The organism is Acidovorax sp. JMULE5 (genome assembly GCF_013376875.1).
GTDB lineage: Bacteria > Pseudomonadota > Gammaproteobacteria > Burkholderiales > Burkholderiaceae_C > Acidovorax > Acidovorax facilis.
In genome coordinates, this window is sequence record NZ_CP035951.1 from 2,856,046 (window position 1) to 2,870,000 (window position 13,955).

A 13,955-nucleotide genomic window follows, 5' to 3' on the forward strand; every position below is an offset into this window, starting at 1 on the left:
GTTGGGTTGCATGGAGCTGGCCCTCTCTTTAGCCAGCCCGCGCAGGAAGCCGTTTTCAGGCAGCCAGCGCCACGCAATTTTGCGGATCCACTCCACCAGGCGCCAGTCCAAATCTTGCATCGATCCGGCAGCCTGATAGCCACCGGGCTACCAGTGCGTGGCGCGGCGCCCGTCGTGGTGCAGCAGGCGGCCCTTGTCGGCGGCCGTGACGCCCGCCACGGTGGCGCGCAGGCCGCGCACGCTGTCCTGCACAGTCAGCGCAGCGCCTTCGCCGCCCATGTCGGTCTGCACCCAGCCGGGGTCGATGGTGATGAGGGTGGCGTTCGGGTAGTCGTGTTGGGCGGATGCAACGGCCATGTTCAGCGCCGCCTTGCTGGTCCGGTACAGCCAGGAGCCGCTGTTGGGAACGCTGCCAATCTGCGACATGGACGAGGACAAGAAAGCGAACACGCCCTGCGCGTCGGCCACCAGGGGCGCGACCTGCGGCAGTGTCTGCATGGCGCCCAGCACGTTGGTGTGCATCACGGCATCGAAGTCCTGCTGGGTGGGCGGCGTGAGCGCATTGGGGCGGCGGATGACACCGGCCACATACCAGGCGGTCTCGATCTTTTCGCCGTCCAGTTGCCAAGCCAGCCCGCTGACGCTGGCAGGGTTGGCCACATCCACGGTCAACACCTCGGCGCCCAGGGCCTGTACCCGCTCGCTGCCCGCATCGTCGCGCACGGTAGCGATGACGCGGCAGCCCGCCTCGGTGTACTGGCGCACCAGCTCCAGACCAATGCCGCGCGACGCGCCGATGACCAATATGGATTTCATAGAGGGAATTTGAATGGCGGTTTAAACAACGAAGTGCACGTTGCCAAAAGGTAGGCCCAGACAAGTAAGTGAAGATGACTTGTGTGACCTGCCAGTCAACCCAAGTGCACCATGAACTACACCCATTTGAGCCAAAGCGAACGTTACCAAATCCAATGCCTTCGCGACGTGGGGCTGTCGATCACACAGACAGCCCTGCGCCTGGGGCGCCACCGCAGCACCATTGCCCGCGAGATCAGGCGCAACAGCGGCGCCAGCACGGCGTACCAAGCCCACAGCGCCCATCAACAGGCTCTTGCGCGCCAAAGTGGTCAGACCAACGCTCAGCGCTTTGACGATGCCCAGTGGGAGTTGGTGCTGTCGTATCTGCAGCTGGATCTGTCACCTCAGCAGGCCGCCGCCCGCCTGGGGCTGGAAAAGCGCCTGCGCATCAGCCACACCTGCATCTACAACCGGCTGCGCCGCATGGGACAAGCTGCACCGCGCCTGCGTTGCGGCCAGCGCCGACGCAAGGCACATTCGGGTGCGGGGCAACTGCGCGATCGCGTGGGTATCGCACAGCGCCCCGCCATTGTGGACAAGCGAGCGCGCCTGGGTGACTGGGAGGGGGACACCATCGTCTCAGGTGCGGGTGGACTGGCAGGGCTGGTGACCCTGACCGAGCGACGCTCGCGCTACACACTGGCGCAGCATGTGCAGCGGCGCCAGGCCGAGCCGGTGGGCCAGGCCATCATCGAAATGCTCAGGCACCATCCCAAGCACCGCCACACCCTCACGCTGGACAACGGCAAGGAATTCGCCGAGCACAGGTGGGTGCATAGACGCCTGAAGACGAAGGTGTACTTCGCCGATCCGCACAGCCCCTGGCAGCGGGGGCTCAACGAGAACCACAATGGGCTGCTACGCCACTACTTCCCCAAGGGCAGCGATCTGGGCACGGCCAGCGAAGAGCAGGTGCTCCAAGCCGTGTACCGGCTCAACCACCGACCCCGCAGATGCTTGGGCTGGAAGACTCCGCATGAGGTGTTCCATGGCTACAAAGTGAGCCCACTTACACTGGGTACTGGCGCACTTCGTTGTTGAAACCGCCTACCAAAACAGCCACCAGCGCTTATCCATCAAGCGCTGAAAGCTATCAAAACAGAAGTATTCAACATCAATCCCCTCAAGCGTCGCCGAGTTGCTGCTCTTGCGCCAGTTGGGCGCGGTAGCGCTGCAGCATCGCCACTTGCGACTCGGGCTCGGTCGCAAGGCCCATCTGGTCGTGAATCATCTGGCCCATGGTGGGCAGTTGCGCGCGGTCCACCTGCGCATCGGCGGACCACAGCCGCGAGCGCATGAAGGCCTTGGAGCAGTGCAGGTAGGCCTCGGCAACGCGCACTTCGATCACTATCTTTGGGCGCTGGCGCTCGGCCGTGAAGAAGTCGGTGTACAACGCTTCGTCGCGCAGGCGTGCGGTGCCATTCACCCGCAGGGTTTCATCCACACCCGGGATCATGAACAGCAGGCCGATGCGCGGGTCACTCAGCAGGTTGGTCAGGGTGTCGAGCCGGTTGTTGCCGCCCGCATCGGGCAACAGCAGGGTGTGGGGATCGGGCGACTTTACAAACCCCGGCGCTCCGCCGCGTGGCGAGGCGTCGAGCAGAGCACCATGGGCGCCACCACTGGCCACCACGCAGAACGGCGACAGGGCAATGAAGCGCTGGCAGTGCCCATCCAGCTGCGGTTGTTGCTTGCGCAGGGCCCGCTCGCCGGGGGCTGCGTACAGGGTGCGCAATTGTTCGAGCGTTTCGATCATGGTGTGGCCTGCAAGGGGTTGAAAGAGTTCACGGGCAATGCACGGCAAACTCGAAATAGCCTGACCATGCGGGATCAAACGCGAAGGTCAGCTCCAGCGATTCGGCCTCATCGCGCAGCAGCAAAGGTGCGAGCGTCTGCATGGCCAGCTGCTTGTCGCCCACGTAATACACGGCCTTGCGGCGCCCCGCGCGGGTCAGTGTGTAGGCCATGATGCCCAGCTGCGGCAGCGCGAGCAGCGTGGCTGCCTGGTCCTGCAGGTCTTGCACGGCGGCCAGCTGATCGCGGTTGCCCACGGCCAGGTCCAGGGTCAGCGCGTAGGCCAGATCGGCGCGCATGGCCACGGGGTTGGCACTGCGGTTGACCATGACAATGGCCTTGTCTTCAGCCTCGTCACCGCTGCCATCCTCATCGTCCTGCCCGCCAAACGACAAGGTCATGCCCGACCAGTCGTGCTCGCCCGCAGGGAAGTCGCTGGTGCGGCCCAGGGTGTCCACCCAATAGCGGTCGAACACCGGCACAAACTGGCTCAGGGGCACCCAGGGTGCCAGCGGGTCGGAGGCTTCCTCCACAAAATCCACCGCGCCCACCTTGACGGCGAAGTCGTATTCGCCCAGAACATGGTCGAGCATGATGAACACCATGTTGCGAGCGTGGTCCTGGTAGTCGCTGGGGATCTCGCGGCCAAAGCGGATCTCCAGCGCGGCCTGGCCATCGTCCTGTCCGCAGGCGACCAGCACCTCCGATGTGGACAGCTCAAAGCCCTCCATGCCGATGGGAAAGTCGGGCTGCGTGGTGCGCTCCCGAAACGCGCGCAACCGGTAGTTCTGCAGCGTGGGGGCGGCAGCCACCACCTCCATCAGCAACGGAAAGTTGTCGATGCTGCCGTGGGCGGTGACGATGAGATCCACCACCGCATCGCTGTCGCCGCCAGACATCTCCAGCGCCAGGCCGCTCAGGTGACGCTCGATGAGCACGTTGGCCGACTCGACCCGCTCGCGCAGAGGCTGGGCTTGGAGCGATGCCTGGGCATCGACAAATTCACGCCAGAAGGTGGTGATCTCGGGAGATGGTGCGGTCATCGCGGTCCTTGTGAAGAGATGGGAATCATCCCATCCCTCTCCATCGTCAGACCAGTTCGAGCGCCACGGCCGTGGCCTCGCCGCCGCCGATGCACAGCGTGGCCAGGCCCTTGGTCAGGCCGCGCGCCTTGAGCGCGTACATCAGCGTCACCATGATGCGTGCACCGCTGGCGCCGATGGGGTGGCCCAAAGCGCAGGCGCCGCCGTTCACGTTGACCTTGTCGTGGGGCAGATCCAGCTCCTTCATCAGCGCCATGGGCACCACCGCGAAGGCTTCATTGATCTCCCACAGCTGCACATCGCCAACCTGCCAGCCGGCCTTGGCCAGCGCCTTCTGCGTGGCACCCAACGGGGCAGTGGCGAACCACTCGGGCTCTTGCGCATGCGTGGCGTGGCTCACGATGCGGGCCAAGGGCTTGCAACCCAGCTTCTTCGCGGTGGATTCGCGCATCATCACCAGCGCGGCGGCGCCATCGTTGATGCTGGAGCTGGACGCGGCGGTGATGGTGCCGTCTTTCTTGAACGCGGGCTTCAAGGTGGCGATTTTTTCGAGCTTGACCTTGCCGGGGCCTTCGTCCACCGACACCACGGTCTCGCCCGCGCGGGTCTTGACGGTGACGGGCACGATCTCGGCCGCGAACGCGCCGGACTCGGTGGCGGCCTTGGCGCGCTGCACGCTGGCGGTGGCAAACGCGTCCTGCTGCTCGCGGGTGAACTGGTACTTGGCGGCGCAGTCTTCGCCAAAGGTGCCCATGCTGCGGCCCGCTTCGTAAGCGTCTTCCAGGCCGTCGAGCATCATGTGATCAAAGATGCGGTCATGGCCCAGTCGGTAGCCGCCTCGGCCCTTTTGCAGCAGGTAGGGGGCGTTGGTCATGCTCTCCATGCCGCCTGCCACCATCACGTCGTGCGAACCGGCCAGCAGCATATCGTGCGCAAACATGGCGGCCTTCATGCCCGATCCGCACATCTTGCTGAGCGTGACGGCGCCAGCGGCCTTGGGCAGGCCGCCCTTGAACGCCGCCTGGCGCGCGGGTGCCTGACCCTGCCCAGCCATCAGGCAGTTGCCGAACAGCACTTCGCCCACGGCGTCAGGCGACACACCGGCGCGCTCAATGGCGGCCTTGATGGCGGCGCCGCCCAGGTCGTGCGCGGCCAGGCCGGAAAAGTCGCCCTGCAGCGAGCCCATGGGGGTGCGTGCGGCGCCGACGATGACGATGGGGTCTTGGGTGGATGCAGACATGGTGATGGTCTCCTGTGAAATGGTTCGGATGAAAAGTTTGGGAGGGGTGAATTAAGGGGGCTACCGGCCTGCTGCGCCATGCGCAAAGCGCCGGTCTGTGTCGTAGGGAAAGACGTCAAACATGTGGCCCGCACGGATGCGTTCCTGGTGCGACTGCCAGAAGGCAGCGTCGAGGAGATCGGCGTGGTGCAACATGAACACCTCGCGCACGGCATCGTTGCCGAGCAGGAAGGGGCCGAAGGTTTCAGGGAACACATCGCGCGGGCCGACGCTGTACCAGACCTCGCCGCTCATCTCTTCCTCTTCATTGCGCGGCGTGGGCACGCGGCGGAAGTTGCAGTCGGTGAGGTATTCGATTTCGTCGTAGTCGTAGAACACGACCTTGCCGTTGCGCGTGACGCCAAAGTTCTTCCAGAGCATGTCGCCCGGGAAGATGTTGGCGGCCACGAGGTCCTTGATGGCATTGCCGTATTCGATGACGCTGTGCTCCATCTGCTGGCGCGCTCGGGGGTCGGACAGGCCCGTGTCGAAGGCTTCCTGCAGATAGATGTTGAGCGGGATCATGCGCCGCTCGATATACAGGTGCTTGATGATCACCTCCGTCTGGCCGTCGCCATCACGGTCGCTGATTTCGAGCTGGCTGGGGGCGAACTTCTCGATCTCGGCAATCAGGGCATCGTCGAACCGGCTGCGCGGAAAGGCCACTTCGCTGTATTCGAGCGTGTCGGCCATGCGGCCCACGCGGTCGTGCTGCTTGACCAGCAAATACTTGGCCTTGACCTGCTCGCGCGTGGTTTCCTTCTGGTGCGGGAAGTAGTCCTTGATGAGCTTGAACACGAAGGGAAAGCTTGGCAGGTCGAACACCAGCATGACCATGCCCTTGATGCCGGGCGCGATGCGGAACTGGTCGCTGGAGTGCTTCAGGTGGTACAGAAAGTCGCGGTAGAACAGCGTCTTGCCCTGCTTGGCCAGGCCCAGGGCGTTGTAGATCTCGGCGCGGGGCTTGCGCGGCATGAGGCTGCGCAGGAACTGCACGTAGGCGCTGGGCACCTCCATGTCCACCATGAAGTAGGCGCGTGCGAAGCTGAACAGCATCTGCATGTCGTCTTCGCCAAACAGGGCCGCGTCGATAAACAGCCTGCAGTTGTCGTCGTGCAGGATGGGCAGCGCAAACGGCACTTCGTTGAAGCCGTTGATGATCTTGCCCACGACATAGGCGCCTTTGTTGCGAAAGAACAGGCTGGTGAGCACCTGGATCTGAAAGTTGGCGCGCAGCCTCACTTTGTCGAGCCGGCCGCGCATGGCGCCCACCACGCAGGCGGTGTCTCGGCCCAAGTCCGCAAATTCACGCTGCAGCTGGAAGTTCTCGACGATGACCTGGAAGGTCTCGCCCAGCGTGTCTCGCGACGGGTAATAGGCGCGGTAGGTGGGGCGCGCTGCGGGCTCTTCGTTTTCGATGTATTCGGTACTGACCGCAGGCCGCACAAAGATGAAGTCGTTGTGGAAATGCGTGCGGTGCAGGATCTTGGTGGTGACCGAGTTGAAAAAGGTCTCGGCCAGTTCGGGCTGGTGGTGGTTGACCAAGAGGCCGATGTAGTGCAGCTTGACCTGGTGCCACACGTCCATGGGCTGTGCACCCGCCTCGAACTCTTTCTCTAACCTGCGCACACACTCTTTCACGCGCAGGTCGTAGAACTCGATGCGCTCGCGCTGGGCCCGCTGCTGGCCGTGCCAGTCGCCGGTTTCAAAGCGGTGCTTGGCCCGCGCGGACTCGGTGCGGAACAACCGGTAGTGCCGGTTGAAGCCATCCATCATGGCCTTGGCAATGCCGTAGGCCTGGGGAGCGTCAAGCCGTTGCGGGAACATGGCGGGTGCTCAGCCGTTGAGGGGATGCGGTGGTTGGCTATTGCCTTTTGACGGCAGCCACACCGGCGATCGCGGCCTTGTACAGCGAGTCCAGGCCTTCGGTACTGCCCACGGACATGTGCAGGTTGTTGATGAGACCATCCTTGAGACCATAACACCAGCCGTGCAGCGTCACCTTCTGGCCCCGGCCCCAGGCGTCGAGCATCACCGTGGTCTGGGCAATGTTGACGACCTGCTCGATGGCATTGAGTTCGCACAACACGTCGTGGCGCCACTCTGGGGCGGTGGCGGCAATCAGGTCACGGTGGCGGTCGCGCACATCCTGCACATGGCGGATCCAGTTGTCGGCCAGGCCGACGCGCGTGCCCTCCAACGCCGCCAGCACGCCACCACAGCCGTAGTGCCCCACCACCATCAGGTGCTCGATGTGCAACTGATCCACCGCGTACTGGATGGTGGACAGGCAGTTCAGGTCGGTAGGCACCACAACGTTGGCCACATTGCGGTGCACAAACACTTCACCGGGCTCCAGGCCGGTGATCTGGTTGGCAGGCACCCGGCTGTCGGAGCAACCGATCCACATGTACTTGGGCTTTTGCTGCGCCAGCAGGCTGGTGAAGAAGCCGGGCCGCTCGCGCTCCATCTGGGCCGCCCAGGCGCGGTTGTGAACAAACAGGTCTTCGATGGAGGAGGGCATGTTGTCCTTGGGTCTCAATGATTAGATAGAAGATCAGCAGGTTTCAGCAAACAGCTCACGGCCGATCAGCATGCGACGAATTTCGCTCGTGCCCGCACCAATCTCATACAGCTTGGCATCGCGCCACAGGCGGCCCAGCGGGTATTCGTTGATGTAGCCGTTGCCACCATAAATCTGCACGCCTTCGCCCGCCATCCAGGTGGCTTTCTCGGCACACCACAGGATCACGCTGGCGCAGTCCTTGCGCACTTGGCGCACGTGGTCGGTGCCGAGCATATCGAGGTTCTTGGCCACCGTGTAGGCAAAGGAGCGCCCCGCCTGCAGCACGGTGTACATGTCGGCCACCTTGCCCTGGATGAGCTGGAACTCGCCAATGCTCTGGCCGAACTGCTTGCGGTCGTGAATGTAAGGGATGACGTTGTCCATCACGGACTGCATGATGCCCAGCGGGCCGCCGGTCAGCACCGCACGCTCGTAGTCCAGGCCACTCATGAGCACCTTGGCGCCCTGGTTCAGGCCACCCAGCACGTTCTCTGCGGGCACTTCAACGTCCTGGAACACCAGCTCGCCCGTATGGCTGCCGCGCATGCCCAGCTTGTCGAGCTTCTGCGCGATCGAAAAGCCCTTCATTCCCTTCTCGATCAGGAAGGCGGTCACGCCGCGCGCGCCCAACTCAGGCTCGGTCTTGGCATACACCACCAGGGTGTCTGCATCAGGGCCGTTGGTGATCCACATCTTGCTGCCATTGAGCACGTAGTAGCCGCCCTTGTCCTCGGCCTTGAGCTTCATGCTGATCACGTCCGAGCCCGCGCCGGGTTCGCTCATGGCCAGCGCGCCCACATGCTCGCCGCTGATGAGCTTGGGCAGGTACTTTGCTTTTTGTGCCTCGCTGCCGTTGCGGTTGATCTGGTTCACGCACAGGTTGCTGTGGGCGCCATAAGACAAGCCCACCGAGGCGCTAGCGCGCGAGATTTCTTCCATGGCCACCATGTGGGCCAGGTAGCCCATGGCTGCGCCGCCGTATTGCTCGGGCACCGTGATGCCGAGTACGCCCAAGTCGCCCATCTTGCGCCACAGGTCCATGGGGAATTGGTCGTTGCGGTCAATTTCGGCCGCGCGGGGAGCGATCTCTGCCTGCGCGAAGTCGCGCACGGCATCGCGCAGGGCATCGATATCTTCGCCCAGCTGGAAGTTGAGGCCGGGAAGGTTGGCGGGAATGCTCATGGGGTTTGTCTCCTCGTAGAAGGTAGGGAAATGGGCAGGGCTCAGCCCTGGATGCTGTCGCGTCCGGTGACCGCCATGAGAGTGCACCCCATGGTGGCGACCAGCTTTTGTTGGTTGCCGTCGATAGCGAAGGCTCGGCCTTCGCAGACGGTGATGGTGCGGCCGGGCTTCAGCACCCGTCCTTCCATGCGGAATCGCTCGCCTTTGGCAGGGGCCAGCAAGTTGATCTTGAATTCGATGGTGAGCACCGCGGCATCGGCCGCCATGAGGGTGAAACCGGCATATCCGCAGGCGGAATCCAGCGCGGTGGACACCATGCCCGCATGGAGAAATCCATGCTGCTGGGTCAGGGCGGCTGCCCAGGGGAGTTCAATGTCTACAGCGCCTGGCGCCACCAATCCCAGCGACGCGCCAAGCGTCTGCATGGCCCCTTGCCGCGCAAAGCTGTCGCGCACGCGGTCGGCAAAGTCGATGCAACGCGGCTCAAAGGGGGGCGTGCTCACTGCAGTCTCCTGATTTACGTTTACGTAAACGTCAATTATGGATCAATTTTGCTTTTCTACCTTGGCCAGTAGCGTGCGCGCCTCTTCTTCGTGCTCGCGCACCTCTTCCAGGTTGGCCTGCAGATCGGCCATTTGCTCTTCGAGTTGTTTGCGATGGACCACCAGCACGTCCAGGAACTTGCGGAGCTGTACGCCGGTATCACGGGGGCTGTCATAGAGGTCGATGATCTCCTTGGCTTCCGTCAGTGACAGGCCCAGGCGCTTGGCCCGCAGCGTCAGGCGGAGCCGGGTGCGGTCGCGTGCGCTGTACACGCGGTTGCGTCCGGCAGATCCAGTGCGCTCAGGCTGCAGCAAGCCCATGTCTTCATAAAAACGGATCGCCCGGGTGGTGAGATCGAACTCTTTGGCAAGGTCGCTGATGGTGTAAGTATTGGCCATGGTGGGTGCTGCACACAGCAGTATCGGTTTCGCACAGGAGACAGCCCGGTGGCGGCAGCTCCCTACAATGCATCGAATGCATGACGTTTACGTTAACGTCAATGCTAACCCATCACACCTTCGCCATGAACCCACTCGAACACCAGATCCACTACCCGCTGGGCGACGCGCTCCCTCCCGAGGGCGGCTCCATCGAGGTCGTGCCGGGAGTCCACTGGATTCGCATGGGTCTTCCCTTCGCGCTGGATCACATCAATGTGTGGCTGCTGCGCGACCGACAACCGGGCGCTGGCGGTGTCATGCTGGACGGGTGGACCGTGGTGGACTGCTGCATCGACAGTGCTTCGACCCGGGCGCAGTGGGAGCAGATTTTTGTGAACTGCCTGGGTGGCTTGCCTATCTTGCGCGTCATCGTGACCCACATGCATCCAGACCATATCGGCTTGGCGCATTGGCTGTGCGAGCGATGGGATGTACGCTTGTGGATCAGTGCCACCGACTACAACGTGGCTCGGGTCGCTGTCTATGACCCGCAAGGGTTTGGCGGAGATGCAGGGGCGGATTTTTATGCTCTGCATGGTGCGCAAGACCCATCCTTTTTAGCTCATGTGCGTGGGCGCGCATCGTATTTCCCGACCCTCGTGCCCGCGCTGCCACCCCGCTTTCGCCGAATCATGGATGGAGACACGCTGGACATCGGGGGCCGGGCGTGGCGTTGCATAAGCGGCTATGGACACGCGCCTGAGCACATCGCGATGTTTTGTGCTGAGTTGACCACCTTGATCAGCGGTGACATGGTGCTACCGCGCATCTCGACCAATGTCAGCGTCCATGCCAGCGAGCCCGAAGCCAATCCGCTGCAGTTGTTCTTGACTTCGCTGTTGCGGTATCTGGACCTGCCGGAAAGCACATTAGTGCTACCTTCGCATGGCAAGCCGTTTATAGGCTTGGCGACGCGCATTGCGCAACTGCAAAACCACCACCGGGAACGGCTCTCGGAGATCTTGCAAGCAGCCCATGATCGTGCCTTGAGCGCTGCAGATACCTTGCCGATTCTGTTTCAACGCAAGCTGGACACCCATCAGATGACTTTTGCCATGGGTGAGGCCCTGGCGCACCTACACCATCTGTGGATGGAGGGGAAGTTGGAGCGCTTTCTCGACCAAGCCGGGGTGCAGAGATTTCGAGCACCGAACGGTGGATAAACGCATCCAATCCGAGAACGACATGTGCTCATTGGGTAGCCAACGAATGCCGAGCCCAACCCCGCATTAATGCTGATCAAGGCCTGCAAGGCTTGTGAGATGCTGTGCACGCCTGGTCGGCGCAAGTAATTTGAGATGGGCTAGGTGGGCTGTTGAACCCGAGCGCATTGAGCAGTCCGCTGCACTTGATGCGTTTTGGGATGCCAAAAGCAAAAAACCCCAGTCAAATATGACTGGGGTTTTTTGGGCTGTAAGAGCCTGACGATGACCTACTTTCACACGGGAACCCGCACTATCATCGGCGCAAAGTCGTTTCACTGTCCTGTTCGGGATGGGAAGGAGTGGTACCAACTTGCTATGGTCATCAGGCATAACTGGGTGCTGAGCTGTTCGAGGAACAGCTCGGCGAATTCATAGAGTTTGGAATCAGATTTTTGTGTCTTTTGACTGCGTCAACTTGGCATAACAATCTTTGAGCTTTTCACACATTCCTTACAGTTTGCATATTGGCTATCAAAGTTATAGGGTCAAGCCGCACGAGCAATTAGTATCAGTTAGCTTAACGCATTACTGCGCTTCCACACCTGACCTATCAACGTCCTGGTCTTGAACGACTCTTTAGGGGGCTCAAGGCCCCGGCAGATCTCATCTTGAAACGAGTTTCCCGCTTAGATGCTTTCAGCGGTTATCTCTTCCACACTTAGCTACTCGGCAATGCCACTGGCGTGACAACCGATACACCAGAGGTGTGTCCACTCCGGTCCTCTCGTACTAGGAGCAGGCTTCCTCAAATCTGCAGCGCCCACGGAAGATAGGGACCAAACTGTCTCACGACGTTTTAAACCCAGCTCACGTACCTCTTTAAATGGCGAACAGCCATACCCTTGGGACCGGCTACAGCCCCAGGATGAGATGAGCCGACATCGAGGTGCCAAACACCGCCGTCGATATGAACTCTTGGGCGGTATCAGCCTGTTATCCCCAGAGTACCTTTTATCCGTTGAGCGATGGCCCTTCCATACAGAACCACCGGATCACTATGTCCTGCTTTCGCATCTGCTCGACTTGTCAGTCTCGCAGTTAAGCACGCTTATGCCATTGCACTATCGTCACGATGTCCGACCGTAACTAGCGTACCTTCGAACTCCTCCGTTACGCTTTGGGAGGAGACCGCCCCAGTCAAACTGCCTACCATGCACTGTCCCCGATCCAGATAATGGACCTAGGTTAGAACCTCAAACACACCAGGGTGGTATTTCAACGTTGGCTCCATGAGATCTAGCGACCTCACTTCAAAGCCTCCCACCTATCCTACACAGATCTGTTCAAAGTCCAATACAAAGCTACAGTAAAGGTTCATGGGGTCTTTCCGTCTTTCCGCGGGGAGATTGCATCATCACAAACATTTCAACTTCGCTGAGTCTCAGGAGGAGACAGTGTGGCCATCGTTACGCCATTCGTGCAGGTCGGAACTTACCCGACAAGGAATTTCGCTACCTTAGGACCGTTATAGTTACGGCCGCCGTTTACTGGGACTTCAATCAAGAGCTTGCACCCCATCATTTAATCTTCCAGCACCGGGCAGGCGTCACACCCTATACGTCCACTTTCGTGTTTGCAGAGTGCTGTGTTTTTATTAAACAGTCGCAGCCACCGATTTTTTGCAACCCCGTTGGGCTCGCCTTGTACAGGTTCACCTACTTGGGGCATACCTTCTCCCGAAGTTACGGTATCAATTTGCCGAGTTCCTTCTCCTGAGTTCTCTCAAGCGCCTTAGAATACTCATCTCGCGCACCAGTGTCGGTTTGCGGTACGGTCGTCAATAGCTGAAGCTTAGTGGCTTTTCCTGGAAGCAGGGTATCACTCACTTCGTCTGCAAGCAGACTCGTTATCACCCCTCATCTAAGCCCGGCGGATTTGCCTACCAGGCACGACTACAGGCTTGAACCAACATATCCAACAGTTGGCTGAGCTAACCTTCTCCGTCCCCACATCGCACTATTGATCGGTACAGGAATATTGACCTGTTTCCCATCAGCTACGCATCTCTGCCTCGCCTTAGGGGCCGACTCACTCTACGCCGATGAACGTTGCGTAGAAAACCTTGCGCTTACGGCGAGGGGGCTTTTCACCCCCTTTAACGCTACTCATGTCAGCATTCGCACTTCTGATACCTCCAGCATCCGTTACCAGACACCTTCACAGGCCTACAGAACGCTCTCCTACCACGTGCAATAAATTGCACATCCGCAGCTTCGGTAACTGGCTTAGCCCCGTTACATCTTCCGCGCAGGACGACTCGATCAGTGAGCTATTACGCTTTCTTTAAATGATGGCTGCTTCTAAGCCAACATCCTGACTGTTTTAGCCTTCCCACTTCGTTTCCCACTTAGCCAATTTTAGGGACCTTAGCTGGCGGTCTGGGTTGTTTCCCTCTTGAGTCCGGACGTTAGCACCCGGTGCTCTGTCTCCCAAGCTGTACTCGTCGGTATTCGGAGTTTGCATAGGTTTGGTAAGTCGCCATGACCCCCTAGCCTAAACAGTGCTCTACCCCCGACGGTAATACTTGAGGCACTACCTAAATAGTTTTCGGAGAGAACCAGCTATTTCCAAGTTTGTTTAGCCTTTCACCCCTATCCACAGCTCATCCGCTAGTTTTGCAACACTAGTCGGTTCGGACCTCCAGTACCTGTTACGGCACCTTCATCCTGGCCATGGATAGATCACTTGGTTTCGGGTCTACACCCAGCGACTGATTCGCCCTATTCGGACTCGATTTCTCTACGGCTTCCCTATTCGGTTAACCTTGCCACTGAATGTAAGTCGCTGACCCATTATACAAAAGGTACGCAGTCACCCTTGCGGGCTCCTACTTTTTGTAAGCATGCGGTTTCAGGATCTATTTCACTCCCCTCCCGGGGTTCTTTTCGCCTTTCCCTCACGGTACTGGTTCACTATCGGTCGATTACGAGTATTTAGCCTTGGAGGATGGTCCCCCCATATTCAGACAGGATTTCTCGTGTCCCGCCCTACTTTTCTCTAACTTAGTACCACACGTCTGTTTTCGCATACAGGGCTATCACCTGC

11 protein-coding genes and 2 rRNA genes (1 of these 13 running past the window's edge) are annotated in these 13,955 nt (G+C 60.3%); 2 read left to right on the plus strand and 11 right to left on the minus strand.

Annotation, left to right across the window (positions count from 1 at the left end; all coding sequences use genetic code 11):
* Nucleotides 1-147: 147 nt before the first annotated feature.
* Nucleotides 148-816 (minus strand): SDR family oxidoreductase, encoded by a 669-nt coding sequence (locus EXV95_RS12820; RefSeq protein ID WP_176887128.1) that lies wholly within the window; start codon nt 814-816, stop codon nt 148-150.
* Between the two features lie 111 nt (nt 817-927).
* Here EXV95_RS12820 and EXV95_RS12825 point away from each other — a divergent pair, with 111 nt between their 5' ends.
* Nucleotides 928-1,899, plus strand: a complete 972-nt coding sequence (locus EXV95_RS12825) for an IS30 family transposase (protein WP_176885716.1) — start codon at nt 928-930, stop codon at nt 1,897-1,899.
* Between the two features lie 82 nt (nt 1,900-1,981).
* On the opposite strand, the gene EXV95_RS12830 is transcribed toward EXV95_RS12825, so the two are convergent.
* From EXV95_RS12830 to EXV95_RS12865, 8 genes are read right to left on the minus strand one after another with little or no spacing between them, the layout of a single operon-like run.
* Complete coding sequence (locus EXV95_RS12830) at nt 1,982-2,614, minus strand: pyridoxamine 5'-phosphate oxidase family protein (RefSeq protein WP_176887129.1); 633 nt, start codon at nt 2,612-2,614, stop codon at nt 1,982-1,984.
* Between the two features lie 28 nt (nt 2,615-2,642).
* On the minus strand, nt 2,643-3,695 hold the full coding sequence (locus tag EXV95_RS12835; RefSeq protein WP_176887130.1) for a DUF695 domain-containing protein: 1,053 nt from the start codon (nt 3,693-3,695) through the stop codon (nt 2,643-2,645).
* Nucleotides 3,696-3,741: 46 nt separating this feature from the next.
* Nucleotides 3,742-4,935: an acetyl-CoA C-acyltransferase gene (locus EXV95_RS12840; RefSeq protein WP_176887131.1), complete on the minus strand. Its 1,194-nt coding sequence runs from the start codon at nt 4,933-4,935 to the stop codon at nt 3,742-3,744.
* A 60-nt stretch (nt 4,936-4,995) separates the two neighbouring features.
* Nucleotides 4,996-6,801 carry a bifunctional isocitrate dehydrogenase kinase/phosphatase gene (gene aceK / locus EXV95_RS12845; protein WP_176887132.1) on the minus strand — a complete coding sequence of 602 codons (1,806 nt, stop codon included), beginning with the start codon at nt 6,799-6,801 and terminating at the stop codon, nt 4,996-4,998.
* 37 nt (nt 6,802-6,838) lie between these two features.
* Nucleotides 6,839-7,498: a carbonate dehydratase gene (gene can, locus EXV95_RS12850; RefSeq protein WP_121421267.1), complete on the minus strand. Its 660-nt coding sequence runs from the start codon at nt 7,496-7,498 to the stop codon at nt 6,839-6,841.
* 33 nt (nt 7,499-7,531) lie between these two features.
* Nucleotides 7,532-8,722 (minus strand): isovaleryl-CoA dehydrogenase, encoded by a 1,191-nt coding sequence (locus EXV95_RS12855; protein WP_121421268.1) that lies wholly within the window; start codon nt 8,720-8,722, stop codon nt 7,532-7,534.
* Between the two features lie 41 nt (nt 8,723-8,763).
* The gene (locus EXV95_RS12860; protein ID WP_176887133.1) at nt 8,764-9,225 is read right to left on the minus strand and encodes a PaaI family thioesterase; all 462 of its coding nucleotides are present in this window, start codon (nt 9,223-9,225) and stop codon (nt 8,764-8,766) included.
* 42 nt (nt 9,226-9,267) lie between these two features.
* The gene (locus EXV95_RS12865; RefSeq protein ID WP_176887134.1) at nt 9,268-9,663 is read right to left on the minus strand and encodes a MerR family DNA-binding transcriptional regulator; all 396 of its coding nucleotides are present in this window, start codon (nt 9,661-9,663) and stop codon (nt 9,268-9,270) included.
* Nucleotides 9,664-9,788: 125 nt separating this feature from the next.
* Between EXV95_RS12865 and EXV95_RS12870 the strand changes: the two genes are divergently transcribed.
* Nucleotides 9,789-10,868 carry an MBL fold metallo-hydrolase gene (locus EXV95_RS12870; protein ID WP_176887138.1) on the plus strand — a complete coding sequence of 360 codons (1,080 nt, stop codon included), beginning with the start codon at nt 9,789-9,791 and terminating at the stop codon, nt 10,866-10,868.
* Between the two features lie 256 nt (nt 10,869-11,124).
* On the opposite strand, the gene rrf is transcribed toward EXV95_RS12870, so the two are convergent.
* Nucleotides 11,125-11,237, minus strand: a 5S ribosomal RNA gene (gene rrf / locus EXV95_RS12875).
* Between the two features lie 154 nt (nt 11,238-11,391).
* Nucleotides 11,392-13,955, minus strand: a 23S ribosomal RNA gene (locus tag EXV95_RS12880) (it continues 315 nt past the right edge of the window).

Bases quoted from the DNA above. Each gene is read 5' to 3' on its own strand.
- EXV95_RS12820 (WP_176887128.1), bottom strand. From the start codon at position 816: ATGAAATCCATATTGGTCATCGGCGCGTCGCGCGGCATTGGTCTGGAG.
- EXV95_RS12825 (WP_176885716.1), top strand. From the start codon at position 928: ATGAACTACACCCATTTGAGCCAAAGCGAACGTTACCAAATCCAATGC.
- EXV95_RS12830 (WP_176887129.1), bottom strand. From the start codon at position 2,614: ATGATCGAAACGCTCGAACAATTGCGCACCCTGTACGCAGCCCCCGGC.
- EXV95_RS12835 (WP_176887130.1), bottom strand. From the start codon at position 3,695: ATGACCGCACCATCTCCCGAGATCACCACCTTCTGGCGTGAATTTGTC.
- EXV95_RS12840 (WP_176887131.1), bottom strand. From the start codon at position 4,935: ATGTCTGCATCCACCCAAGACCCCATCGTCATCGTCGGCGCCGCACGC.
- aceK (WP_176887132.1), bottom strand. From the start codon at position 6,801: ATGTTCCCGCAACGGCTTGACGCTCCCCAGGCCTACGGCATTGCCAAG.
- can (WP_121421267.1), bottom strand. From the start codon at position 7,498: ATGCCCTCCTCCATCGAAGACCTGTTTGTTCACAACCGCGCCTGGGCG.
- EXV95_RS12855 (WP_121421268.1), bottom strand. From the start codon at position 8,722: ATGAGCATTCCCGCCAACCTTCCCGGCCTCAACTTCCAGCTGGGCGAA.
- EXV95_RS12865 (WP_176887134.1), bottom strand. From the start codon at position 9,663: ATGGCCAATACTTACACCATCAGCGACCTTGCCAAAGAGTTCGATCTC.
- EXV95_RS12870 (WP_176887138.1), top strand. From the start codon at position 9,789: ATGAACCCACTCGAACACCAGATCCACTACCCGCTGGGCGACGCGCTC.